Annotated in this window: 21 protein-coding genes and 2 pseudogenes; 18 read left to right on the top strand and 5 right to left on the bottom strand. The window is 59.4% G+C overall.

Features of this window, described 5'->3' with window-relative positions; translation table 11 throughout:
• Positions 1-254 precede the first annotated feature (254 nt).
• Genes FMA36_RS15680 through FMA36_RS15625 form a run of 12 tightly spaced genes read left to right on the top strand, consistent with a single transcriptional unit; the run spans position 255 to position 11,933 of the window.
• Positions 255-908: a cytochrome c3 family protein gene (locus tag FMA36_RS15680; RefSeq protein WP_240906413.1), complete on the top strand. Its 654-nt coding sequence runs from the start codon at positions 255-257 to the stop codon at positions 906-908.
• The gene (locus FMA36_RS15675; RefSeq protein WP_240906412.1) at positions 887-3,766 is read left to right on the top strand and encodes a 4Fe-4S dicluster domain-containing protein; all 2,880 of its coding nucleotides are present in this window, start codon (positions 887-889) and stop codon (positions 3,764-3,766) included. The genes FMA36_RS15680 and FMA36_RS15675 overlap by 22 nt, the downstream gene beginning before the upstream one ends.
• Complete coding sequence (gene nrfD / locus FMA36_RS15670; RefSeq protein WP_159263214.1) at positions 3,763-5,133, top strand: NrfD/PsrC family molybdoenzyme membrane anchor subunit; 1,371 nt, start codon at positions 3,763-3,765, stop codon at positions 5,131-5,133. The genes FMA36_RS15675 and nrfD overlap by 4 nt, the downstream gene beginning before the upstream one ends.
• Positions 5,130-5,618 (top strand): quinol:electron acceptor oxidoreductase subunit ActD, encoded by a 489-nt coding sequence (locus FMA36_RS15665; RefSeq protein ID WP_159263213.1) that lies wholly within the window; start codon positions 5,130-5,132, stop codon positions 5,616-5,618. Before nrfD ends, FMA36_RS15665 begins: the two co-directional genes overlap by 4 nt.
• On the top strand, positions 5,615-6,118 hold the full coding sequence (locus FMA36_RS15660) for a c-type cytochrome (protein ID WP_159263212.1): 504 nt from the start codon (positions 5,615-5,617) through the stop codon (positions 6,116-6,118). Before FMA36_RS15665 ends, FMA36_RS15660 begins: the two co-directional genes overlap by 4 nt.
• Positions 6,115-7,164: a hypothetical protein gene (locus FMA36_RS15655; protein WP_159263211.1), complete on the top strand. Its 1,050-nt coding sequence runs from the start codon at positions 6,115-6,117 to the stop codon at positions 7,162-7,164. The genes FMA36_RS15660 and FMA36_RS15655 overlap by 4 nt, the downstream gene beginning before the upstream one ends.
• Positions 7,157-7,540, top strand: a complete 384-nt coding sequence (locus FMA36_RS15650; protein ID WP_240906411.1) for a hypothetical protein — start codon at positions 7,157-7,159, stop codon at positions 7,538-7,540. Before FMA36_RS15655 ends, FMA36_RS15650 begins: the two co-directional genes overlap by 8 nt.
• Positions 7,537-8,346: an SCO family protein gene (locus FMA36_RS15645; protein WP_159263210.1), complete on the top strand. Its 810-nt coding sequence runs from the start codon at positions 7,537-7,539 to the stop codon at positions 8,344-8,346. Before FMA36_RS15650 ends, FMA36_RS15645 begins: the two co-directional genes overlap by 4 nt.
• On the top strand, positions 8,343-9,341 hold the full coding sequence (gene coxB, locus FMA36_RS15640) for a cytochrome c oxidase subunit II (RefSeq protein WP_159263209.1): 999 nt from the start codon (positions 8,343-8,345) through the stop codon (positions 9,339-9,341). Before FMA36_RS15645 ends, coxB begins: the two co-directional genes overlap by 4 nt.
• Before the next feature lie 3 nt (positions 9,342-9,344).
• Positions 9,345-10,994, top strand: a complete 1,650-nt coding sequence (locus FMA36_RS15635) for a cytochrome c oxidase subunit I (protein WP_159263208.1) — start codon at positions 9,345-9,347, stop codon at positions 10,992-10,994.
• Positions 10,987-11,619: a cytochrome c oxidase subunit 3 gene (locus FMA36_RS15630; RefSeq protein ID WP_159263207.1), complete on the top strand. Its 633-nt coding sequence runs from the start codon at positions 10,987-10,989 to the stop codon at positions 11,617-11,619. Before FMA36_RS15635 ends, FMA36_RS15630 begins: the two co-directional genes overlap by 8 nt.
• A complete protein-coding gene (locus tag FMA36_RS15625; RefSeq protein WP_240906410.1) occupies positions 11,619-11,933 on the top strand; it encodes a hypothetical protein in 315 nt (104 codons plus the stop codon). The genes FMA36_RS15630 and FMA36_RS15625 overlap by 1 nt, the downstream gene beginning before the upstream one ends.
• Before the next feature lie 114 nt (positions 11,934-12,047).
• Here FMA36_RS15625 and FMA36_RS19530 read toward each other — a convergent pair.
• Positions 12,048-12,194, bottom strand: a pseudogene (locus FMA36_RS19530) (IS3 family transposase); the annotation flags it as partial.
• A 67-nt stretch (positions 12,195-12,261) separates the two neighbouring features.
• Here FMA36_RS19530 and FMA36_RS15620 point away from each other — a divergent pair.
• From FMA36_RS15620 to FMA36_RS15605, 4 genes and pseudogenes are all read left to right on the top strand, one after another.
• Positions 12,262-12,504, top strand: coding sequence for a hypothetical protein (locus FMA36_RS15620; protein WP_159263205.1), 243 nt, complete (start codon positions 12,262-12,264; stop codon positions 12,502-12,504).
• Positions 12,505-12,793: 289 nt separating this feature from the next.
• Positions 12,794-13,165, top strand: a pseudogene (locus tag FMA36_RS19840) (MHYT domain-containing protein); the annotation flags it as partial.
• Positions 13,166-13,179: 14 nt separating this feature from the next.
• The gene (locus FMA36_RS15610) at positions 13,180-14,802 is read left to right on the top strand and encodes a putative bifunctional diguanylate cyclase/phosphodiesterase (RefSeq protein WP_159263203.1); all 1,623 of its coding nucleotides are present in this window, start codon (positions 13,180-13,182) and stop codon (positions 14,800-14,802) included.
• Positions 14,803-14,883: 81 nt separating this feature from the next.
• Entirely contained in the window at positions 14,884-17,133 is a 2,250-nt protein-coding gene (locus FMA36_RS15605) for a sensor domain-containing protein (protein WP_240906409.1), read from the top strand.
• A gap of 480 nt (positions 17,134-17,613) precedes the next feature.
• Here the strand turns inward: FMA36_RS15605 and FMA36_RS15600 are convergent, their stop codons facing one another.
• The 4 genes from FMA36_RS15600 to FMA36_RS15585 all read right to left on the bottom strand — a co-directional run bounded on the left by FMA36_RS15600 (position 17,614) and on the right by FMA36_RS15585 (position 21,835).
• A complete protein-coding gene (locus tag FMA36_RS15600) occupies positions 17,614-18,372 on the bottom strand; it encodes a hypothetical protein (protein WP_159263202.1) in 759 nt (252 codons plus the stop codon).
• 481 nt (positions 18,373-18,853) lie between these two features.
• Entirely contained in the window at positions 18,854-19,753 is a 900-nt protein-coding gene (locus tag FMA36_RS15595) for a DMT family transporter (RefSeq protein ID WP_159263201.1), read from the bottom strand.
• A 226-nt stretch (positions 19,754-19,979) separates the two neighbouring features.
• Positions 19,980-20,813, bottom strand: a complete 834-nt coding sequence (locus FMA36_RS15590) for an alpha/beta hydrolase (protein ID WP_240906408.1) — start codon at positions 20,811-20,813, stop codon at positions 19,980-19,982.
• A gap of 80 nt (positions 20,814-20,893) precedes the next feature.
• On the bottom strand, positions 20,894-21,835 hold the full coding sequence (locus FMA36_RS15585) for a GlxA family transcriptional regulator (protein ID WP_159263200.1): 942 nt from the start codon (positions 21,833-21,835) through the stop codon (positions 20,894-20,896).
• Between the two features lie 98 nt (positions 21,836-21,933).
• Here FMA36_RS15585 and FMA36_RS15580 point away from each other — a divergent pair, with 98 nt between their 5' ends.
• Together FMA36_RS15580 and FMA36_RS15575 are read left to right on the top strand one after the other, a co-directional pair.
• A complete protein-coding gene (locus tag FMA36_RS15580; RefSeq protein WP_159263199.1) occupies positions 21,934-22,398 on the top strand; it encodes a nuclear transport factor 2 family protein in 465 nt (154 codons plus the stop codon).
• Positions 22,399-22,641: 243 nt separating this feature from the next.
• Complete coding sequence (locus FMA36_RS15575) at positions 22,642-23,118, top strand: hypothetical protein (protein WP_240906407.1); 477 nt, start codon at positions 22,642-22,644, stop codon at positions 23,116-23,118.
• The last annotated feature ends 47 nt before the right edge of the window (positions 23,119-23,165 follow it).

Below are 23,165 nucleotides of genomic sequence, written 5' to 3'. Positions count from 1 at the left end.
TGTCCGCAAGTTGCCGCAGAAAGACAATTTATAATCATACCTCGTAACCGGGGTAGCATTGCCATACAGGCTGTATTTTCAGATGTATGCTTTGCCCATGACGGAATATGCGCAGTATTCACCGCCTTGTGATGGGATCGTTTTTTTCGGCAGTGACGTTCTGTCCGGGGGATACCCCGAGCGTGCAGCGTGCCCGCCTGTGACCAGATAAAGCCAGGTCCGGAAGGTCGCCATCACAGATGGAACGCAGACTGATGGGAGCACCGTTTACCCCCCGCGCCAATATCATCATGACGGCATGCCTCGCCGCCATTGCCTGTGTAGTTACAAGTGTGTGCCTGCTGTGGTTTGCATGGCCGTATTCCGATTATGAGCGGCATGTGGGCTGGGCTGTCGAACAGCCGGTTCCCTTCAGCCACCAGCATCATGTGGCAGGCCTGGGGCTTGATTGCCGCTTCTGCCACAGCAGCGTTGAACGCAGCGCGCAGGCCAGCCTGCCACCAACCTTTACCTGCATGACGTGCCATTCACAGATCTGGACGAATGCCGCAGTGCTCGCGGCTGTTCGCGACAGTTTGCTAAGGAACACTCCCATGACCTGGCAGCGCGTGACCAATGTGCCGGACTATGTCTATTTCAATCACAGCATTCATGTCGCCAAAGGGGTAGGCTGCGAAAGCTGTCACGGCAATGTTGCTGCCATGCCACTGACCTACAAGGCCAGGACACTCACGATGCAGTTCTGTGTGGACTGCCATCGCAACCCCGGTCCCAACCTGCGCCCGGCGGAAAACATATTCGACATGGACTGGCATCGCGATCCCGGTACACCGGGTCCAGCCGCCCTGATGGCACGGTACCATCTTGGCAGGCGCAACCTTACGGAATGCTCGATATGCCACCGGTAGGGAAAGCGCCACGCAGCGCTATCGAAATGTCGGACAGGGCGCTCATCCGCCATTTTCCCCAGCTTGAATCCGTGCTGTCGCACACGCTGGACCGGCGGCGCATGCTCAGGCTGCTGGGGCTTGCGCTGGCCAGTGGCGGGGTGGCTGGCTGTGACCCCGGCACGCCTGACCGGGGTTTCGTCTCGGCCGTGCGCGCGGCGGAAGGTGTGGTGCCCGGTCTGCCCAATGTTTACGCCACGGCTCATGTGCGTGATGGTTATGCGGAGGGAATTCTGGTCACACACCAGATGGGGCGGCCGATCAAGGTAGAGGGCAATCCCGGCCACCCCAGCAGCCTGGGTGCCACTGATGTGATGGCCCAGGCGCTTGTGTACGATTTTTATGATCCCGACCGCGCCACGGGCCCGCTCCACAAAGGCATGCCGACCTCATGGCCGGATCTGGCCGCTGCCATGCAGAAGATGCGCGCAACTGCCATGACCCGGCGCCCTGATGGCACACAGGCGGGCGAGGGCCTGCGTATCCTGACCGGAACAGTCACCTCTCCCACGCTGGGCCGGACGATCGAGCAGGTTCTTGCCGCTTTTCCCGGCGCGGTATGGCATGAATGGGATGCGATCGGGCGTGAGAACGTAACACGGGGCCTTGGTCTGGCTTATGGCCTGCCGACCTCGGTTATTGTCGATCCGGCGCAGGCGGATGTGCTGCTCGCACTGGATAGTGACCTGCTCGATAGCGCACCGGGGCACCTGAGCCATGCCCGCGCCTTTGCCGCGCGCCGCAATCCGGTCAACAGCACCATGAACCGGCTTTATGCGGTGGAGCCCACACCGTCACTGACAGGCGTTGCGGCGGACCATCGCTTCATTGCAGCACCCGCCATGATGAATGAGGTGATCGGGCGCCTGTCGGCCCGGATTTTACAGAATGACGCGCCATCGGGCGGGCCTGACTGGCTTGCTCCCGTGGTGGCTGACCTGCGTGCCCACCCCGGCCGGGCTTTCGTGCACCTCGGCCCCGATTACCCGCCCGAAGCACAGGCTGCCGTACTGGCCATGAACGAAGCACTGGGCGGACGGGGGCAGGTGTTCAATGTTGCCGAATCCTCCCTGTACCAGCCCGCCGTTCCTACTGGCTCCCTGAAGACGTTGATGGATGATATGGAACGTGGTGCGGTTCAGGCGTTGCTGATGCTGGACGTAAACCCGGCCTGCCAGTCACCCCGCTTTGCCGCGGCACTGAAGCATGTGCCCACCAGCATTGCCCTGTCAGACCGCCCGCATGAGACTTCACTGGCCGCACACTGGCATGTGCCCCTTGCGCATGCGATGGAGGAATGGGGCGACGCACGCGGGCATGATGGCACCGTTGCCCTTATCCAGCCGCAGGCCATGCCACTTTATGGCGGGATGAACGCACTCAGCGCGCTCCATGCCTGCCTGGGCCAGCCCTTGCGCCCGGCCATGGACATGGTGCGCGGTACATGGCGCGACCAGTTTCCGTCATCGCGTGACTGGCATGATGCCCTTGCGGCCGGGATCATTACGGGAACGGCCTCACGACGGGTGGATGCCCCCCTGCGGCAGGCTGCGATACGCGTGGCGTCGCCTGCTTTTCCCCGCACGCCCGCAGGGCCTGTGCTGCTGCTGCGACCTGATCCTTACCTGTGGGATGGGCGCGGGGCCAGCAACCCATGGCTGCAGGAACTTCCGCGCCCTCTGAGCAAGGTGGTATGGGACAACCCGCTGCTGATCCCGCCAGATATGGCGCAGGCCATGAACCTGCATAATGGCGACAGGGTCACCCTGACCTGCGGCACAACCCGCGCGCAGCTACCCGTATGGATACAGCCGGGGCAGGCGACAGGCTGTGTGGTCGGGCTGCTGGGGTGGGGCCGCCGCCATGCAGGCGAGACGGGCAGCAACGTGGGCTGCGATCTTTATCCGTTCCGTGATGCAACTGGTCCTGTGCGGATCGAGGCAGCGCGCGGGGGCAGCGTGGCTGTTGCGAGCACGGAACATCACGCCACGCTTATTGATGCCGCCCCATCCGACGTGGCGCGGCGTGGCACGCTGGCACAGTTTCATGATCGCCCGGATTTCCTTGCAGGCACGCCAGAGGCACAGGACACGCTGTACCGCCGTGAACCCGATGCGCCGGTGGCCTGGGGCATGAGTATTGACCTCAATGCCTGTATTGGCTGCAACGCGTGTGTAACCGCCTGCCAGGTGGAAAACAACATCCCCGTGGTCGGCCGTGACGAGGTGCTGCGCCAGCGCGAGATGCACTGGCTGCGGATTGACCGTTTCTATGAAGGAACGGAGCAGGCGCCCGATACGTTCTTCCAGCCGATGCTCTGCATGCATTGCGAACAGGCTCCGTGCGAGACCGTCTGTCCGGTGGGAGCCACGACGCATGATTCTGAAGGCCTGAATGTCATGGTCTATAATCGGTGTATCGGCACGAAATTCTGCTCCAACAACTGCCCCTACAAGGTCAGGCGGTTCAATTATTTCGCTTTTGCTGCAACCGAAAGCAGGCCCGCTATCAGCCGCAACCCCGATGTTTCGGTCAGGGCGCGGGGTGTTATGGAAAAATGTACCTTCTGCGTGCAGCGCATTGCCCAGGCCCGCATTGCCGCCGATCGCGATGGAACAGGCGAGCATGTGGTCACCGCCTGTCAGGCCGCATGCCCCACACAGGCCATAAGCTTCGGGGATATCAACGACCCCGCAGCCGAAGTGACACGCCGCAAGGCCAGCCCGCTTACCTATGCCGCCCTGCCCGAACAGGGCACGCACCCGCGCGTGACCTATGAGGGGCGTATCCTCAACCGCAATCCGGCCATCCCGTCATGAAAGGGGAAGCCGGTGCCGGGATGGAAGATGATCCGTTCATCTTCCCCAACGAGACACCACACTCCCTGACGGAACATATCTGCGCCACCACCCTGCATGAGGGCGAGGCGGGCTGGACGCCGCTATGGTGGTGGCTGGGCCTTGGCTTTGCCCTGTCGCTGCTGGGCATGGGTGTCATCTCCGTTGCGTGGCTGTTTTATGCGGGCCTGGGCATATGGGGCATCGACTGGCCCGTGGCGTGGGGGTTTGACATCCTCAATTACGTCTGGTGGATCGCCATTGCCTCGGGCGGGACGTTCATTTCGGCCCTGTTCTTCCTGCTGCGCGCACCGTGGCGTACCTCGCTCAACCGTCTGGCCGAAAGCCTGACCCTGTGTGCTGCCCTGTGCGCGGCCATATTTCCCATCCTGCATCTGGGGCGGCCACGTTTTTTCTACTGGCTGTTTCCCTATCCCAATACCATGGGGCTGTGGGCCCAGTTCCGCAGTCCGCTGGTATGGGATTTCTTTGCCATCCTGGCCTATGTGCTGTGCTCGATCGTGTTCTGGTATTTCGGGCTGCTGCCTGATCTGGCCACCCTGCGCGACCGGGCGCAAAAGCGCTGGCAGCGCGTGTTCTACGGGGTGCTGGCGCTGGGGTTTCGTGGCTCGGGGCAGCAGTGGCGGCATTACCAGCCTGTTTATGGGGTCATGGCCGCACTGATGGCGCCGCTGGTTGTCTCTGTTCACAGTATTGTCGGCATGGATTTTGCGGGGGGTGCCACGCCGGGGTGGCATTCAACCCAGTTTCCGCCGTTCTTTGTATTCGGGGCCGCCCTGTCGGGTTTTGCCATCGTGCTGATGGCGGTCATACCACTCCGCCCGGCCATGGGGCTGCAGCCCTACATCACGTCGCGGCACATCAACATACTGGGGTGCCTGCTGCTCACCAGCAGCCTGTGCGTGGCCTACGCCTATGTGATGGATGTGTTTTCAACATATTACGGGCCAGACTCGGCAGACAGGGTCATGTTCGCCTTCCGGCTTCATGGCCTGTACGCACCCATCTACTGGGGCACGATCGTGCTCAATATAGTGTTCCCGCAACTGTTATGGTGGCGAACGGTCAGGCTTAACCAGCCAGTGATATGGCTGATCTGTCTGGGCGTGCTCATCGGCATGTGGCTTGAACGCTTCCAGATCATCGTGAGCAGTCTTGCACGCACGCAGCTTCTTTCCGCTTGGGGGCAGTACACGCCCACCGTGTGGGAATGGAGCCTGCTGGCTGGCAGTATCGGGCTGTTCCTGACAACCTTTCTCCTGCTCGTGCGCTTCATGCCCATGCTTGCCATGGCCGAGATGCGCACCATGCTCGGTAACCGGCCATGATCATCGCGGCCTTCGCTACCGAAAGCGCGCTGCATGAGGCTGCGGTCGAACTGCGGCGCGACCGGGCCTGCAGGGTTGAAACCTATGGGGCGGCCCCACCATCCGGGATGGGCACATCCTCCATCCTGCCGCTGGTCATGCTGGGTGGAGGTATGGTGGGCGGCGTGGGGGGCTTTGGCATGCAGGTCTATGCCACGACACTGGCCTATCCGCAGGATATTGGCGGCAGGCCAGATTTTTCATGGCCTTCCTACATCCCGGCCAGTTTTGAACTCGCGGTCATGGGGGCCATCCTGGCGGGAATTATCGGTTACTTCATAGCCGTGCGCCTGCCACGTCTTTACGACCCTGTGGATGAGGCCGGGAGCATGCAGGATGTTATGACAGGCGGCCATGTGGCTGTGGTGCGCGGGGCCGATAACGGGCAGGTGCGCGATACGCTCGCCCGCCACGGTGCGCTGAGAATTGAGGAAATCGGCCCATGAAGCGCCCGTGGCCGCTGCACATGATTCCCGGTGCGCTGCTGCTGCTGGCTGCCGGGTGCGATGACATGTCAAAACAGCACAAGGAAAACCCTTATGCCAGCGCCCGCAGCGCGCCGGCGGATGTGGTGCAGGACAGTGTAGAATATCACGACGCTCCACATCCTGCGCCAGCCCTGACCCTGGCCCTGCTGCAGCGCGGGCGTAGTGAATACCACGCCTTCTGCGCACCGTGCCATGCACAGACGGGGCAGGGCGACGGCATGGTGGTGCAGCGGGGTTTTCCCGCACCGCTGCCCCTTGCTGCCGCCCCGACACGCAGCGCCACACCGGAGCAGCTTTATGCCATCATCACATCGGGGCAGGGCGTGATGTATGGCTTTGCCCAGCGGATCATGCCCGATGACCGCTGGGCCATCGTGGCCTATCTGTACGCGCTGCGCCGCAGCCAGCAGGCCATGCTGGCCGACATGACCCCTGCCCAGCGGGCTACCCGGCCATGAACCGCGCCCGGTACAGCACACTTGTGGTGGCACCTGTTGCGCTGGCTGGCGTAGTGGTTGCTGCCATCTGGATGCCAGCCGCCGCATTTCCCGCATGGCTTGCCGTCGGGGCGGCGTGGCTTGGCTGGCCGCTGGGCAGCATGGCGCTCATGCTGGTGCATGCCCTTACGGGCGGGCGCTGGGGGGAAATCCTGCATCCTGCCCTGCGCGCCGGAACTGCGACGCTCCCGCTGGGCCTGCCCGCGCTGGGGGGCGTGATGCTGGGCGCACGCTACCTGTACCCGTGGCTGCACCCGGACAGGGCCATGCCGCTGGCAAACGGCTTCTATCTCAACATGCCTGCCGCGCTGGCACGGGTGGCAATCTATGTGGTTGCGTGGGGCACACTGGGGGTGATCTGCCTGCGTGGGCGGGATCTGGAGCGGGTGGCACCTGCCGGGCTGATCGTGCTGGGTTTTACATCAGGCTTCGCGGCAATCGACCTTACGGAATCGCTTGATCCGCATTTCTGCTCCAGCGCTTACGGACTGGTGGCCTCTGCGGGGGCCGTGCTTCTGGCGTTCGCGATCGGGATCGTGCTGGATGCAGCGCAGGCCAACACGGCGGAATTGCGGGATCTGGCGCGCCTGCTGCTGGGGCTTACGGTGCTATGGGCCTATCTGGATTTCATGCAGTTCCTGATTGTGTGGCAGTCCAACCTGCCGGTGGAGGCCGCATGGTATGGCCCGCGGCTGCGCGGCGGGTGGGGGCTGGTGGCACTGTGTATCGTGGGGCTGCACTTTATCCTGCCGTTTGTGCTGCTGGCCCTGCCGCGATTACAGGCGCTGCGGCCTGTCGTTATTGCAGTGGCCGGGTTGCTGGTGGGCATAGAGGTAGTGCGTAATTTCTGGCTGGTGCTGCCTGGCCTGTCATCCGCATACGTGGTTCTGCCCGTGCTGCTGTCGCTTGCCTTCTTTGGCAGTGCGAGCATTTTTCTGGCTTTCCGCCCCACGATACAGGTGCCTTTCTCAGCGCGCAGACCCGAGGGGAAAGATGTCCATGCCTGAGCAGAAATCCCAATCTGGCGCACCGCCATCCGGGCATGAAACACGCGATGTTTCCTTCCGCGCAGTCATGATCGGGGGGCTGGCCATCGGTCTGGCGGTGGGCGGGCTTGTGGTGGCGGCGGATATGCTGTTTCCGCAAAAATCACTTGATCGCCTGCTCAAGCCGCCTTTCCCGGTCGTTGCCGAACCCCGGCTGCAATCCGATCCGGTAGCGGACATGGCGGCGTTTGCAGCACGTGAGGAACACGCCCTGAACAGTTTCGGCTGGACGGACACGGACGGGGGTATCGGCCATATTCCGATTGATCAGGCCATGCAGGAAATTGCCCGCGAGGGCATTCCCGGCTGGCCGGCAGACACGCAGGCTGCACCATGATGGGGTACCATGCGCCCCTGTTGCGCCATGGCATGGTGCTGGCAGTCGTGCTGGCCTGTGCCGTAACGGCATGGTGGATACAGCCTGCCGCGGCGCAGGATACATTGCAGGCACTGGCTTTTACCCCACGGCAGGGCACAGTACTGCCGCTTGATGCGACCTTTACCGATACGTCTGGCCAGACCCGGCCACTCAGGGCCTTTCTGGGCCGTGGGGCGACCATTGTATCAATGGGATATTATGCCTGTCCCAACATGTGTGAGCTTGAACGCACCGACCTGCTGGACGCGCTGGCGCGAGGAGGGCTGAAAACGCCAGCGGATTACACGCTGCTGGTTGTCAGCATCGACCCGGCGGAAACACGCTTTACGGCGCGGCAGGCGCTGGCGGAAGATCTGGCGCGTTTTCCCGACCCGGGGGCGGGGCAGGGATGGCATTTCGTGACCGGTGCGCCCGCCAGCATCCGGCGCCTGTCGCGCGCGGTGGGGTTTCACGCGCGCTATGACGAAAAACTGCACCAGTACCTGCACCCCATGGGGCTGGTGTTCATAACCCCGGCAGGCATTGTATCGGGGTATGTGCTGGGTATCGGTTACCGGCCGGGTGACGTAAGGCAGGCCGTGGTCCACGCCGCGCGCGGCGAGCAGGCCAGTGCCTCTCCCATCCTGCTTCTGTGTTTTCATTACGATGAAACGACCGGACGTTATACGCTGGCAGTGGAAAAACTGCTGAAACTTGGTGGCGTGCTGACCGTGCTGATGCTGGCTACCCTGCTGGGCATGGCGCACTGGCGGGGGCGGCGATGAACTGGCTGCCCGAAGCATCGGCCCATGCCAGCCGGGTCGATATCCTGCTGGCGGGGCTGCTGCTCATCAGCCTGGCGGTACTCGGGCTGGTATTCGGGCTGATGATGCTCAACATCATCCGCTTCCGCGTTGGCAGCAGGGTGCCCGTGTCGGCGGAGACGGTGGCCCATAAAAGCTGGCGTTTCGAGATTGGCTGGACCGCAACCACGCTGGCTGTTTTCTTCGCACTGTTCCTGTGGGCGGCACGGCTTTACGTGGTGGGGTTTCAGCCGCCACAGGGTGCCATCCAGATTTATGTGACGGGCAAGCAGTGGATGTGGAAGGTCCAGTATCCCGGTGGCCAGCGTGAAATCAATGCGCTGCATGTGCCTCTGGGGCGGCCGGTGCAACTTCTGCTCACGTCGGAAGATGTTATTCATGATTTCTCGATTCCGGTGCTGCGCATCAAGCATGACGTGCTGCCCGGCCGGTACCAGAGCCTGTGGTTCACCGCGACACAGGCAGGGGCATTCCGTTTTTACTGCACGCAGTTCTGTGGCATCGGGCATTCGCGCATGACCGGCACCCTGATTGTCCTGACCCCGACCGATTATGCCAACTGGCTGGGCCAGACCCCTGCCAGCGGCAGCCTTGCGACAAAGGGGGAAGCCCTGTTCATCCACAACGGATGCAGCGGCTGCCATGTATCACAGCTTTATGCCCCCGGTGCAGATGATACCAGTCGCGCGCCGTCCATGGTGGGGCTGTATGGCAGCGAGGTTACCGGCGCGGATGGCCAGCGCATGCGGGTGGATAACGCGTTCCTGCACGATGCCATCCTTCACACTGGGCCCGCGCGCAGGCAGGCGGCAACCTATGCTACCCGGATGCCATCCTATCGCGGCGTGCTGGGGGAGGAGGATGTAGCGGCCCTGATTGCCTATATCCAGACCCTCTCGCCATCCCGGTCGTCGGGCATGGGGGTATCGGCCGTCAGCGCGCGCAAAGGGGACTGACACATGGCACCCATATCTGGCCCGGATACCACGCAGCGCAGCTATCTATGGCAGGATGGCACGGTGCGCTCATGGTTGCTGACAACCGACCATAAACGGATCGCGCTGTTATACATGGCCTCGATCACCGCGTTTTTCATACTTGGCAGCGTTGGTGCGGCCCTGATCCGGCTGCACCTGATTTCCCCCACCGGGGCCATCCTGTCCGATGAGACCTATAGCCGCATGTTTACCATGCATGGCATTGTCATGGTCTGGCTGTTCCTTGTGCCGTCCATACCGGTCACGCTTGGCAATTTTCTCGTGCCCCTCATGCTGGGGGCAAAGGACCTGGCCTTTCCGCGCCTGAACCTGATCAGCTGGTATCTGTTCATCATGGCGGGCGGGCTGGTGGTTTACGGGCTGTTCCGTGGCGGGCTGGAAACGGGATGGACTTTCTATACCCCGCTTTCCACCGATTATACGCAAGGCCGCGTGCTGCCGGTCGTGGCGGGGGTGTTCCTGAGCGGGTTTTCCTCCATTGCCACGGGGGTGAACTTCATCATCAGCATTCACCAGCTCCGTGCGCCGGGGCTGACATGGTACCGGCTGCCGCTCATGCTCTGGGCGCTTTATGCCACCAGCGTCATTTTTGTGCTGGCAACCCCGGTGCTGAGCATCACGCTGCTCCTGCTGGCATTCGAGCATTTCTTTCATGTCGGTGTATTTGACCCCGCGCTGGGGGGCGATCCGCTCCTGTTCCAGCACCTGTTCTGGTTCTACTCCCACCCGGCGGTCTACATCATGATCCTGCCGGGCATGGGCGTGATCAGCGAAGTCGTAAGCACATTCTGCCACAAGCCGGTTTTTGGCTACCGGTTCGTGGCGTGGTCTTCCATATCCATTGCAGCCATTGGCTTTCTGGTCTGGGGGCACCACATGTTCGTGGCTGGAACGTCGCTCTATGCAGCGGTTGTATTTTCCATGCTGAGCTTTCTGGTATCAGTGCCTTCGGCCATCAAGGTCTTCAACTGGCTGGGCACCATGCATGGGGGGGCCATAAGGCTCGATGCGCCCATGCTTTACGCCATGGGGTTCATCGGGCTTTTTACGGTTGGCGGTCTGACGGGGCTGTTTCTGGCTTCCCTTGCCAGTGACGTGCATCTGACCCAGACATATTTCGTGGTGGCGCATTTTCACTACATCATGGTCGGCGGCATGGTATCGGCCTATTTTGCCGGGCTGCATTACTGGTGGCCCAAGATAACAGGGCGTATGTACCCCGAAATGTGGGGGCGCACGGCGGCGGCGCTGCTGTTCTTTGGCTTCAACCTGACATTCTTCCCCCAGTTCATTCTGGGCTATGAGGGCATGCCGCGCCGGTATGCGACCTATCCTGCGCAGTTTCAGGTGTTGAATGTCCTGTCCTCCGCCGGAGCCAGCATTCTCGCACTGGCCTATATCCTGCCGCTGATCTACTTCACCTGGGCGCTGTTCCGCGGTGCGCGTGCAACAGATAATCCATGGCAGGCAACCGGGCTGGAATGGCGAACATCTTCCCCCCCGCCTGTGGAGAACTTTATCACGCCCCCCGCTGTCACCAGTGAGGCCTATGATTACGCCACGCTGGACCACCCGGATGCCGCCCCGCGTGTGGAGACCCCGCATGTCTGACCACCTTGAACCCTATGACAGCCCGCAGCACCGCGATGAAACGGCAATAGCTGGCATGTGGCTGTTCCTTGCCAGTGAAATACTGCTGTTTGGCGGCCTGTTCCTGATTTTTGTGGTCTATTCCCACACCCATGCCGCAGGCTGGGCGCTGGGGGTCAGGCATACCAGCCTTACGATTGGCGGCATCAACACTGCACTCCTGCTGACCAGTAGCATGCTCTACACCCTTGGTGTGGAAGCCGCACGCAACGAAAACGCGGGTGGTATCATCCGAGCCGGGCTGGGTGCGGCCGCGCTGGGTGTGACCTTTCTGTGCCTGAAAGGATGGGAATGGCATACGGAACTTGGTGAGCACCTGTTCCCCGGACCCGGATTTGCCATTGGCGGGCCACAGGCCGGTGGGGCGCAGCTTTTCTACAGCTTCTATTTCCTCTCTACCGCACTGCATGGTCTGCACATGCTGGTGGGGATCGGGCTGATCGCCTGGGTCTGTCTACAAATTTACCGGGGTAGGGGCAGGCCGCTCCGGGTCATGCCAGTGGAGGTTGTCGGTCTTTACTGGAGCTTTGTCGATCTGGTCTGGGTCCTGCTTTTCCCCGTTCTTTACCTGATCGGGCGGGTGTGATGGTCCGCATCCTGTCATGCTGGGTGGCGCTGCTCGTGCTGCTGGCGGTGGAACTGTTCCTGACCGCAGCAGGTGTGAACGGAGGCATTGGCGCCTGTGCCGGGTTGATGGCGCTGCTGGTTGCCTACGGCTTCATGCGTATTACGCGGGCCCCGGCGCTGGCTTTTATTTTTGCCATTGGTGGTCTGTTCTGGCTGTCCATCCTGCTTGCGCTGGGCAGCCTGGACAGTTTTACACGCACCAATTTCCCGGTAGGTGATACGTTATCTTCCACTGCGCAAAACCCGCGCACACCGCCTGATACCGCGCCCTGATGCAACATTGTCTACCACGTGCCACAAACCGGGCAGCGCTGCAGCCGTTATCTCAAGCCGGATATTCCATGAACCACAGGGCGCCATAGTCGACAGGTCCCTGTCCAATCCTGCCTGCCCGGCTTCCTGACGTGTTTTGTAGGTTCGACGCCGGCTGGGTTTGCGCCTGAGCGGTGAGAAGAAACTCTCCAACACGGCATTGTCGTGGCAATTACTACGCTGGTTCATCGAGTGTTCCAGATTGCGAGCTCGTATGAAGGCAGTCATCCTGCCAGCTTTGTCCAGATGGCTCGAATCTGACAGGGCATGTCGTTCATCAATGTCGTGAATGGGTATGACCCCCCGGGGGGGGTATGCAGGCCCGCCACCTGCAAAAAACATATTAAAAAAATTGGTGATGGAACTGTGTGCTTTGCAAACGGTTGCTGCCCGTTCTCCTGCATGGAAACAATCAGGAAGAAGGAATATACTGGAAAAACAAGGGATATGGATGACTGGTTTGTTACGTAACAACATAAAAGAAATAAAAATACACGGTTTAAAATCAATAAAACTAATTATACTACATTGAATAAATATTACATCACTTTTTTTTGATTTGTATGAAGATGCCCGGATCGGCGATCGGAAAAGAGGCAGACCGCGTACAGCAATTTATTTATATCAGGAATAGATGATATAGATCATGAAAAAGACCCGTTCCAAAATATAAGAAAATAAAAATAAGCAATAATATATCAGTTATGTAAATAAATACCATCTGGCGTGACGGGAATTTATGCCGCCATGCGGGCGGTATCTATACTTAACCATGCGCTCCCCAATGGAATGATGCCGTGTTGCAATTGTATAAAATAGTGATGGATTCCAACATGCCCCTTCTTATTTCCGCCCTTATTGTGTGTATCGCGGGTTCGTGGATTACTGTTCGCATCATGGCGCGCATTGCCGCGACCCCAGGGCGGCAGAATCATTCATGGTACCTGCAATGTGCGGCCGCAGGTGCCACGACCATATGGTGCACCCACTTTCTGGCGCTGCTGGCGTATATGCCGGGTGTTGCGGGCCTGCTGAATATTCCGCTTACGCTGTTTTCGTTTGTGGCTGCTGCGGCGGGCGTGCTGGCGGCCACCGTCATCGCCACCACCAGCAGGAGCCGGATGGGGCCAGCCCTCGGCGGCGCCGTGCTCGGCCTTGCTATTGCCGGAATGCATTATTCAGGCATGTATGCCGTGGAAATTCAGGCATGTATGCCGTGGAATTTGGCGAGCATATGGCATGGAGCCTGCCAACAATCGCGCTGTCCCTGTTGCTGGGCATTGCTTTTGGTACACTTTCCCTGCAATGCCTGCTGCGTAGCACGAACCGGCATCGTGAATTCCTGGCTACGGTCCTGTTTGTCGCGGCTATCGCGGGGCTGCATTTTATCGGCGTGTCCGCCATGCGCACGCATATGATGTCCGCCGAGCTTATGGCGACTGGCAATGCCCCTGTCGTGCTTGGCGTGGCTCTGGCTATTACGACCCTTCTGTTAGTGGCGACAGGCGGCAACAGTTTTTCGATTGATGATGCAACGCGCGCGGAATCTTATGAACGCATGCGGCAGATGGCGCTGCATGATGCCCTGACATCGCTCCCCAACCGTGTCAGCTTCAACGATCATCTCGATCAGGTGATCGAGGATGCAAAAGAAAAGGGAACACAGTTCGCGCTGATCGGAATTGACCTTAACAAGTTTAAGGAAATCAATGATGTGCGTGGACATGCCGCAGGTGATGTCGTTCTGGTCACCATTGCCAGCCGTTTTACCGAGATGCTGGGCGAAGGTGAGTTCGTGGCCCGTCTGGGCGGGGATGAATTTGCAGCAGTCCACCTGACGAGCGACCCCGATGAACTCAAGGCCTTTGTTGCCCGCATCGAGGAAGCCATCAACCTGCCCATCCCGATCGAGGATTACGAAGTCACAACCGGCGGCAGCGTAGGGCTGGCCCTGTTCCCCAAAGACGCGACCGACAAGGAAACGCTTGTAACCCGTGCCGATCTTGCCATGTATCGCGCCAAGGCGGACCCGCTGCGCACCGTTGCCTATTACGAGCCTGCCATGGATGAAACGGTTCGCGAAGCGCGCGCGCTTGCGGCGGACCTGAAGACGGCAATGGAAAAAGGCGAACTGAGCCTGCACTATCAGGTCCAGACCGCCATTGCGACGGGCGAGGTCTTTGGCTACGAGGCCCTGCTGCGCTGGACCAGCCCCGAACGCGGAGACGTGCCGCCAGCCCGGTTTATTCCGGTTGCCGAGGAAAACGGCCTCATTATCCCGCTGGGTGAATGGGTTTTGCAGACTGCCTGCGCACAGGCCGCGAAGTGGGAGGTTCCGTTCAAGCTGGCGGTCAACCTGTCTCCGGTGCAGTTCTTTCATCCTGATCTGTATCGGCTGGTCAAGGAAACGCTGGAAAAAACCGGCCTTGCTCCCGCTCGGCTCGAGCTGGAGTTAACGGAAACTTCAATCATTGATGACAAGCAGCGTGCGCTTGAAATCGTACGCCGGATCAAGGAACTCGGTGTTTCAATCGCGCTGGATGATTTTGGCACGGGTTATTCGTCCATTGATACGCTGCGCTCCTTCCCGTTCGACCGGATCAAGCTTGATGGCAGTTTCATGCAGGGGATCGAAACCAATTCCGATGCCGCCGCCATTGTCCGCTCGGTCCTGGCGCTTGGCCGTACCATGAACATCGCCGTGCTGGCGGAAGGGATCGAAACGCCCCGGCAGCTTGAAGTGCTCCGTGGCGAGGGCTGCGTGGCAGGGCAGGGATTCCTGATCGGCCGCCCTGCCTGCGCGGAAACACTGGGGCTGCAACCGGCCTGATGTCAGAGCGCCCCGTATGCCTTTTCTACCTCATGCAGGCAGGCACCCTGCCTTTCAAATTGTGAACTGTGGCCTATCATCATGAACAAGTTGCTCCTTCCCCCGCCTTCTCCAAAGCCGGCATTATCGGGTGATGCCGCCCTGACCCTGCTGATTGACGCGACCGAAGCGATCATCGTGACGGACGACCGGAATGACGTCATCTTTTTTAATAAAGGGGCGGAAAAACTCTGGGGTTATGCGCAGGATGAAGTCCGTGGCCAGAACGTGCGGAAACTGGTGCCGGATTTCGGCTGCCATGAACACGATGCCCCCGCCGCCAGTAACAGCACGGCAGATCTTGACGCTAGTGTCGGCACAACGCGCGAAATCATCTTCGAGAACAGGCACGGTGATTACATCACCGGGGAACTGACGCTCTCTGCAAGCAAGGCTGGCCCGAAAGGCAAAAAATACTACCTCGCCTCCATCAAGGCGGTAACGGAAGAAAACCATCGCAAGAAACTGCTGGACCTGCAGAATACAGTGTTCCAGTCCCTTTCAACCGATATGCAGATCCAGGACGTGGCTGACCTTGTGTGCCGGGAGGTGGAAAATTTCATCCCCAACACGGTCGCCATCCTTGTCCTGATCGATGAAGACCACCGGCTTCATGTGCTGTCGGGCCCCGGCCTGCCACGGCGCTATGCCGCAGCACTCGAAAACGTCACGCTCTCTGATGCGGACATCATGGCCCTGTCCAATGACCTTGACGAGGCGGCCACCGTTGTATGGGAAAGCTACCGCTCGCTGGGGGTTTCTCTGGGTCTGCATAATTGCTGGGCCTCCGCCATCAAGGCCTGCAGTGGCAAGATATCGGGCATATTCGCGCTGTTTTCACGCAATACCAGCACGGTCAGTAACTGGCCGCAGAAAATCGTGGCGGGCTGTGTTCCCTTCTGCAGTGTGCTGATCGAGCAGTATGAGGCACGTCACCATATTTCCCAGCTGGCCAATTATGACCCGCTGACCGGCTTCCTGAACCGGACCGCCATCCATAAAATCCTCAGGAACCTTGTCGGCAAACCGGGTGACAATCATTTTGCCGTGCTGATGCTCAACCTTGACCGCTTTCGCGATATCAACGATGCGCTTGGTCACTCCAATGGCGATGACTTCCTCAAGGCAGTGGCGGCACGGATCAAGAGCCTGTGCCGGAGCCATTATATCCTCAGCCGCGCAGGCGGGGATGAGTTCGTCATCATATTGCCCGATACACAGGCGGCTCCGGCCACGGCATTTGCCGAGAGGCTGATCGCGGGCATGGAAGAACCCATTGAAATCGGGGGCAACTTCATTACCGCGTCGATCAGTGCGGGCATCAGCATGTTCCCCGAAAACGGGCCCGACAGTGAATCCCTGATCGGTCATGCCGAAGCCGCGATGCGCCTTGCCAAGAAAGATGCCCGCGGTACATTCCGCGTTGCCACGCCAGAGGACCATGCCGCGGCACAGGACCGCCTTGTCCTTGGTTCCGCCTTGCGTGATTCCCTGGCGAAGGGACTGCTCAACCTGCATTACCAGCCACAGATCGAGGCCAAAACTGGCGCGCTCTATGGCGTGGAGGCGCTATCGCGCTGGCATCATCCGCATCTGGGCAATATTTTCCCATCCCGTTTCATTGCAGTTGCGGAGGATACCGGACAGATCGAGGCGATTGGCGCATGGTGCCTGGAAGAAGCCTGCCGCCAGATCGTGGCATGGGACCGCGATGGGATCATGATTCCGGCCGTATCGGTCAACCTGTCAGCCGGTCATTTTCGTAAACGTCAGTTGCCCGAAATGATCTCGAACCTGCTGACCCGGTTTGGCATTGCCCCGGCACGGCTGACGGTGGAGATTACCGAAAGCGTGATGATGGATGAAAACAAGGATACGATGGATGTCCTGCACGCCATCCGTGCCCTGAATGTCGGCCTGTCCATGGATGATTTTGGCACGGGCTACTCATCGCTGTCACGGCTGACCCGCCTGCCGCTGACGGAAATCAAGATTGACCGCAGCTTCATCATGAATCTTGAGCACGATGCCAATGCGCAGGCCGTGACAACAGCGGTGATCGGCATCGGTAACCGTCTGGGCATGACTGTCGTGACCGAAGGGGTGGAGACGGAAGCACAATACGCGCTTCTGGAAAGCCTGCACTGTGATGTCATGCAGGGCTACCTGTTCGCCAAACCCATGGCACCCAAGGATCTGGAAACATGGTTCAGGCAGCCCCGCAAGATCATGCCCGCAATGCGCAGGGCATGCGAAGAACAGGCGGTCTCCGGTCAGGCTGAAAAGAAATAACCATATGGCCTGAACCAGGATCAGGCCATATTGGTGTATTGCATTGTGCGGTGTTCTGTAATTCACAGGTTCTCGTGGATGATCGCCTCATGTTCAGTGGGATCATGTCTGTGATCCGTAACGGGCTTTAGTGGAAGGATGTGCCGGGAGCATATGGTTCGCAACTGGTTCATCCGCTGGAGCGGCTCGGGCATTTTTGACCGGATCTTTGCGGCTTTGAGTGAACAGGCGGGTCGATCAAAGAAAGCGCCTTTGCTGCTCAAGAAAAGTAGTCTTAACGCGAAGCTGCATGCCGTGTGTGATGACCAGAGCCTGCCTGTCCGCCATCCAGATCGCAGCAAAATTCATCTTCTGTTTCAAAGAATAAGTCCTGAGCCTAGAGCATTTCCACCGAAAACCGGTTCGGTGGAAATGCACTGGTTTATTGCTTTTACGAGCATCTTCACCTGCTTGAATGCACGCATTCAAGCAGGATCTGCTCTAGCAGCCATTCATGGCCCGGATGCCCTGGATAAAATTCTGTCCGTTGCGCATGGTCGTTGTGACTGTTGCCCTGCCATCGCAAACCCGGGACTTTATTACGTAATGATAATGCACAATAAAAGTGCTGTCATTTTCCTGTGCAATATCCAGCACGCTTATCGGGTCGGTCAGGCTCCCATAAAATCTGGTAAGATTTGATGGTGAAAAAGCCGCCGTAGTGCGTTTTTCGGGAATGACCATGGCTGCGGCATCAGCCCCCTGCGCATCGTGCAATGCTGTATAGAAGGCCCGTATGGTCGTGGCCGCCGTTCCGTATTCATCCGTAAAATCCATGGGCTTTGCCTGTGCCGGTGCAATGGAAGTTACCGTTGCAACGAGTGGTTCATGGTGGTGCCCGGTTTCTGCAGCCATCTGGTTTGTGAGTTGCACCGTCACATTTTTATGGAGGAATGCACGAAATGGTTCTTCTTTTTCAGAAGACAGTTGTACGGCCTGAAAATGGTTGCTCGGATCAGCAGAATCATCGCCAGTAATGCATATGGGGTCCTGAAGCTTTAATATATATTCGGGTTCAGGTGTATCGCCCTTTTGTATGTCTTCATAATTTGGCGGCCCGGGAAACATGACGTATTCAAGCGTTCCGGTCAGTTTTGATGGTTCGTGATTGGCCAGATTATAGCACTCACCTGCCCATGCGGATGTGTGCCAGATGCCACATAGAACTGAAACCAGAGCAAACGGAAAATATCTTGTCATCTAAAAACACCTGAAAAATAACTTTAGATAATATATTTTTCATTACTGATACTGTCCATGAAAATGGTATGGAATTAACATAATTATTATGTTCATAACCTGTAATTCATAATAAAATAACATTAATACATCACGAAAGACATCGGTATCCGATTGCCCATGACCAGAAAGCATCTGTTGCCGTCACGGGCCGGGTAATTTCGCACGCTATCATCCCGGCCTGCGCGGTTCATGGTCATCAATCAGGACATCGGGGAAAGCACACGCAGAAGCTGCGACACGTTTTTGCGTAAACAGGAGCACGATCCGCTCCTTGGCTGCCCGAAGCACAGATGCCCACAGGTCCAGCGCCTCTTCATCTGCCACGCCAACCGTTTTTTACTGGCATCCCGGCTGGCACGCCATCATGAAAAATGCCGCCTTTTCTCAGAAAAGGCGGCATTCAAAATGCTTTTATCAATGCGTGGTTTGCAAACAGTTTTTATGCAGCCTGCTGGTGCCGCATGGGTACCATCCTGCCGATCAGACGTGGATAGGCCCATTTGAACAGACCTGACGCGGTAATGACCGCAATGCCCACAAAGGTCCAGTTATCAAGCGGTTCATGGAAGACATAGAAACTGAAGGCCACGGCCCACAGCATCTGGCTGTATTGCGGCAGGGCGATTGCGCTGGCCGTGGCACGGGTAGCGGACATCATCATCAGCAACTGCCCCAGTGCGGCCAGGAAGCCATAGCCGAACAGGAACATCCAGATTGTGCTGCCCTGCGGCCAGCTTGCATGGGCCAGCATCAGCATGCCGTTACCCAGCAGGGGGCCGCACAGGCTGGAACTGAACATGGACAGGCGCGGCGTGTTGCGACCCGACAGGCGGTAGGCAATGACGCCCACGGCATTGGCGGCTGCCGCGATCAGGGCGCACAGATGCCCGAACTGCAATGCGCGCAGGCCGGGCCGCAGCACGATCAGCACGCCGATAAAGCCCACGATGACCGATAGCCACCCCAGCGTGGACACTTTCTCGCGCAGCAGCACGACCGAGAGGACGGTCACGAAAAGCGGCATGAGGAAAATGAGCGAAAAGGCTTCCGGCATGGGCAGGAGCATGAAGGCCTCGACGCTCGCCGCCGTGGCGGCAAAGGTCGAGAGCGCCCGTACCAGCCACATCATGGGATTAGGGACCACGAACAGGTCGCGGTAGGAGTCGTTTTTCCCCCGGATGAAGGGGATGAGCAGCAGGCCAAAGACACCGCCAAAAAACGCGACCTCAAACGGGTCGATCCGGCCTGCCAGCAGCTTGGAATAGGCATCACTGATCGAAAACGAAGCGTATGCCGCAAACGCCAGCATCATGCCTGCCGAAAGACCGGTATTTTTCATCCGCATTGCTCACGAAAAAATTATTCAGGCGCAAATATGGATTTGGAGAATGAAAGACCAGCGCTTGTCGGTAAATCCAGTCATGCATTTTCTGCATCTGATTTCATATGACGCACTGCATTTTTTCGAGTAGTTAATTCCGCCCTGAAATCAAGGCCTAACCCAAAATGGCCCGATGATTTTCAGGCTGCTCCAAAGGCAGCACTTACAGTGCCAGGATGGCGCATCAGGCGTGGGTATCGAGCCATTGGCTGATGGCGTCAATTACCTGCGCTTCAATACCGTAATAACCATGTGGGGTAAGTGAGCCGCAGGCTTTTTTTAATCGGGTGGTGCCACCCGCCACCATCAGCACATGTATGTCCCGGCTGGCCGTCATGGCATCTGCAATCTGCCGGGCGGCCTGGGGGGGCGCCACGTTGCACCGGTCATTGCGGTTGGCCACGACAAGAACGGGTGCGTGTATGTTTTGCGGATCAGCGCTGACAACCGTTTCCCTGCTGCCCCCCATGACGGACACGGATTCCGTCAGCACGACACCGGCAATACTGCCTGCTGGCGCATGGGCCGCGCCATTGACGGCCGCGATGCTGCCCTGGCTCGTGCCAAGCACAAAAACAGCTTGAGACCCCTGCTGGTGCGCGAAGGCGATGAGATCCGCAACAATGCGGGCATAGGCGGGAGAACTACGCTGGCCCCTGAGGCTGGCATGCTCATGCGTATCGGGAATGAGCACGGCATAGCCTCGCTGGTTCCACAGGCCGCGCGTGCGCACGACAAAATTGTCGCCGTGCCGGATGCGGCCATCTGCTTCAAGGCCGAGATCACCCGCCCCGCCGGGTAGCATGATGATCACTCCCCGCGGTCTGGCCGGGGTGGCAAACAGCACCCGTAATTGCGCCCCATCACTCAGCGGCAGGCTGAAAATCCGCTCGCTCCGGCCCTTGTCCGTGCTGACGGCTGGCATGTCCTGAGGGGAACGGTCATGCGCGCGCGCCACGACTGGCAGAAGTGCGAGACACGAGAGCATCACGATCATGAGTTGGGGGACGTGTCGCATCAGGTTTCCCGGTCGTGCTGGTCGAGGTGGCGGTCATGCCATTACTGGCGCAGGCAGGGTGCCCATCTGCCTGAACCCGGTCATCGTGCCGCGCGACGGATGGCCTGTGGCGGCAACCCGAACACACGCACGAACGCCCGCCGCATGCGCTCGGGGTCATGAAATCCCGTGATGGTCGCAACAGCCTCGATGGGCATTGCGGAATGCACGATCCGTTCATGCGCCGCCTCTACACGCAGCCGTTCAACCGCCTTTGCCGGGCTGGTTCCGACAGAGGCCTGAAAGGCGCGGGAAAAATGGCGCGGGCTCATGGCCATCCGCTCTGCCAGCACCTCTATGGTCAGGCGTTGCGACAGATGGGCGCGTATCCAGCCCAGCAGGGCATCAAAGCGCGCCGCACCTCCTCCCATTTCCAGCAGGGCCGAAAACTGTGATTGCCCGCCGGGGCGGCGATGGAACACAACCATCTGCCGGGCGGTCTGGCGGGCGATATCTTCCCCATGGTCCTGCGTTATCAGTGCCAGGGCAAGGTCAATGCCTGCACTGATGCCAGCCGAGGTCCACACAGGCCCGTCATGGATGAAAATGGCATCAGGCTCGAGCCTGATATCGGCAAACATTTGGCTGAATTTCTGCGCCTGCTGCCAATGCGTGGTCACGCGCCGGCCCTGCAGCAGGCCTGCGGCAGCCAGCACGAACGCCCCGGAGCACACACTGCACATGCGGCGCGTGCGGCTGCTGTGGCGTTGAAGGAAGGCGCGCAGGGCAGGGCAGTGCATGGCCGTGCCGTGTCCTTCGCCGCCAACGGTGATGAGGGTGTCAAACATGCCTGCAGCATCGAGCGGCAAAGTCTGCACGGCAATTTTGGCAGATGACTGCACCAGCCCACCATGGCTTGAGAGCATTTTGAGCTCATGTTCCTGCCCGCTGATACGCCCGGCAAGCTCGAACGCCGTGGCGGGCCCGGACAGGTCAAGCAACTGGAAATCGGGATAGAGCACAAAGCCGATGGCACGGGTCATGGCCTGAAATGAGGGATCATTGTCATTTCGTCAATGCGGTTCAGGAACCACACTCCTCTCACACGCCTGTTTTTGTATTGCATATAAGGAGTTTCTGCATGTCACGTCCCCCCTTGCCGCCATTCGACGCGCAGACCGCGGCCCTCAAGGTCCGGCTTGCTGAAGATGCCTGGAACAGCCAGAACCCCACGCAGGTGGCGCAGGCCTATACACCAGACAGCCAGTGGCGCAACCGCACGGAATTCATTCATGGGCGCGAGGCCATCATCTCGTTCCTGAGCCGCAAATGGAACCGGGAACACGATTACCGCCTGATCAAGGAACTCTGGGGTTTTCGGAACAATCGCATGGCCGTCCGCTTTGCCTATGAGTGGCATGATGGCACGGGCGCGTGGTTCCGGTCCTATGGCAACGAGTTGTGGGAATTCGATGCGGAGGGGCTGATGCAGTCCCGCTTCGCATCCATCAACGACCTGCCGATTACATCACAGGACCGGCTGTTTCACTGGCCTCACGGTTGCCGCCCTGATGATCATCCGGGGCTGTCCGCTCTGGGGCTGTAATCTGCCCTAAAAGGAAACGCTGCCTGCGACCGGCACCTGCCTGTCCGCCACGATTACAGGCTTCTGCCTGCCTTTAATGAAAGTAGCAACCGCCTTGACCGCTGCTTTCAGGGGCGCGGCAGGGCTGGCCCCGCATTGTGCTTCTGTCAGTCCGCGTTCAGGTTCACGTCAGCTTCGCGCCCTAAACCTGTCCTGCCCGGTGCCCGGCACCGTTGACCGACAGAGGGAGCCTGACAGGCCATCATGCGCGTAAAGCTACGTTATCTTCCGGTTCTGCTTGCGTCCTTCATGGCGTGGGGATGGACCGCGCCTGCGGCAGCGAAGACGGACCTGATCTGCGCAGGGCAGGCGGCAGGCATCAGGTTGCATGTCGATGGGTTGTATGGCGGCTATCCCCATTCCGTTCTGCGTCAGGCGGTGCTGCGCAGCGTGGCCTGCCCCACGGCGCCGGATGTGCATGCGGCCTTTCTCAACATCGCGCAGCCTGCCCCGCACCTGCGGGTGTCGGTCATCCGCCCCATCGGGCAGGGGCAGCAGGGGTCGATTTCGGTCATGCTGTTCTCGCGTGGGCAGTTCGTGATCGGGGAGCGGATGGGCCTGTCCATCCTGTCGCGCAGCCAGTCGCCCTTTGCGGTCTCTAACGACATCAATCTCGCCACCCAGCGCATGTGGGATGATCTGGCCGCCCGCATAAAGGCAGGAGGCCCCGTTGTTCCATGAAGGCTGGCCCCGCATGCGCCCGGCCTCACTTGTGTGCCTGACCGCTG

It is taken from the genome of Komagataeibacter xylinus, from assembly GCF_009834365.1.
Classification (GTDB): domain Bacteria; phylum Pseudomonadota; class Alphaproteobacteria; order Acetobacterales; family Acetobacteraceae; genus Komagataeibacter; species Komagataeibacter xylinus_D.
The sequence above is the reverse complement of the archived record's forward strand: the minus strand, read 5'-3'. Positions and strand labels throughout refer to the sequence as shown.

Bases quoted from the DNA above. Each gene is read 5' to 3' on its own strand.
- FMA36_RS15660 (WP_159263212.1), top strand. From the start codon at position 5,615: ATGAAGCGCCCGTGGCCGCTGCACATGATTCCCGGTGCGCTGCTGCTG.
- FMA36_RS15630 (WP_159263207.1), top strand. From the start codon at position 10,987: ATGTCTGACCACCTTGAACCCTATGACAGCCCGCAGCACCGCGATGAA.
- FMA36_RS15675 (WP_240906412.1), top strand. From the start codon at position 887: ATGCTCGATATGCCACCGGTAGGGAAAGCGCCACGCAGCGCTATCGAA.
- FMA36_RS15600 (WP_159263202.1), bottom strand. From the start codon at position 18,372: ATGACAAGATATTTTCCGTTTGCTCTGGTTTCAGTTCTATGTGGCATC.
- FMA36_RS15665 (WP_159263213.1), top strand. From the start codon at position 5,130: ATGATCATCGCGGCCTTCGCTACCGAAAGCGCGCTGCATGAGGCTGCG.
- FMA36_RS15610 (WP_159263203.1), top strand. From the start codon at position 13,180: ATGTATGCCGTGGAATTTGGCGAGCATATGGCATGGAGCCTGCCAACA.
- FMA36_RS15595 (WP_159263201.1), bottom strand. From the start codon at position 19,753: ATGAAAAATACCGGTCTTTCGGCAGGCATGATGCTGGCGTTTGCGGCA.
- FMA36_RS15680 (WP_240906413.1), top strand. From the start codon at position 255: ATGGGAGCACCGTTTACCCCCCGCGCCAATATCATCATGACGGCATGC.
- FMA36_RS15645 (WP_159263210.1), top strand. From the start codon at position 7,537: ATGATGGGGTACCATGCGCCCCTGTTGCGCCATGGCATGGTGCTGGCA.
- FMA36_RS15575 (WP_240906407.1), top strand. From the start codon at position 22,642: ATGCGCGTAAAGCTACGTTATCTTCCGGTTCTGCTTGCGTCCTTCATG.
- nrfD (WP_159263214.1), top strand. From the start codon at position 3,763: ATGAAAGGGGAAGCCGGTGCCGGGATGGAAGATGATCCGTTCATCTTC.
- FMA36_RS15580 (WP_159263199.1), top strand. From the start codon at position 21,934: ATGTCACGTCCCCCCTTGCCGCCATTCGACGCGCAGACCGCGGCCCTC.
- FMA36_RS15635 (WP_159263208.1), top strand. From the start codon at position 9,345: ATGGCACCCATATCTGGCCCGGATACCACGCAGCGCAGCTATCTATGG.
- FMA36_RS15650 (WP_240906411.1), top strand. From the start codon at position 7,157: ATGCCTGAGCAGAAATCCCAATCTGGCGCACCGCCATCCGGGCATGAA.
- FMA36_RS15585 (WP_159263200.1), bottom strand. From the start codon at position 21,835: ATGACCCGTGCCATCGGCTTTGTGCTCTATCCCGATTTCCAGTTGCTT.
- FMA36_RS15625 (WP_240906410.1), top strand. From the start codon at position 11,619: ATGGTCCGCATCCTGTCATGCTGGGTGGCGCTGCTCGTGCTGCTGGCG.
- FMA36_RS15605 (WP_240906409.1), top strand. From the start codon at position 14,884: ATGAACAAGTTGCTCCTTCCCCCGCCTTCTCCAAAGCCGGCATTATCG.
- FMA36_RS15590 (WP_240906408.1), bottom strand. From the start codon at position 20,813: ATGCGACACGTCCCCCAACTCATGATCGTGATGCTCTCGTGTCTCGCA.
- FMA36_RS15620 (WP_159263205.1), top strand. From the start codon at position 12,262: ATGGGTATGACCCCCCGGGGGGGGTATGCAGGCCCGCCACCTGCAAAA.
- coxB (WP_159263209.1), top strand. From the start codon at position 8,343: ATGAACTGGCTGCCCGAAGCATCGGCCCATGCCAGCCGGGTCGATATC.
- FMA36_RS15655 (WP_159263211.1), top strand. From the start codon at position 6,115: ATGAACCGCGCCCGGTACAGCACACTTGTGGTGGCACCTGTTGCGCTG.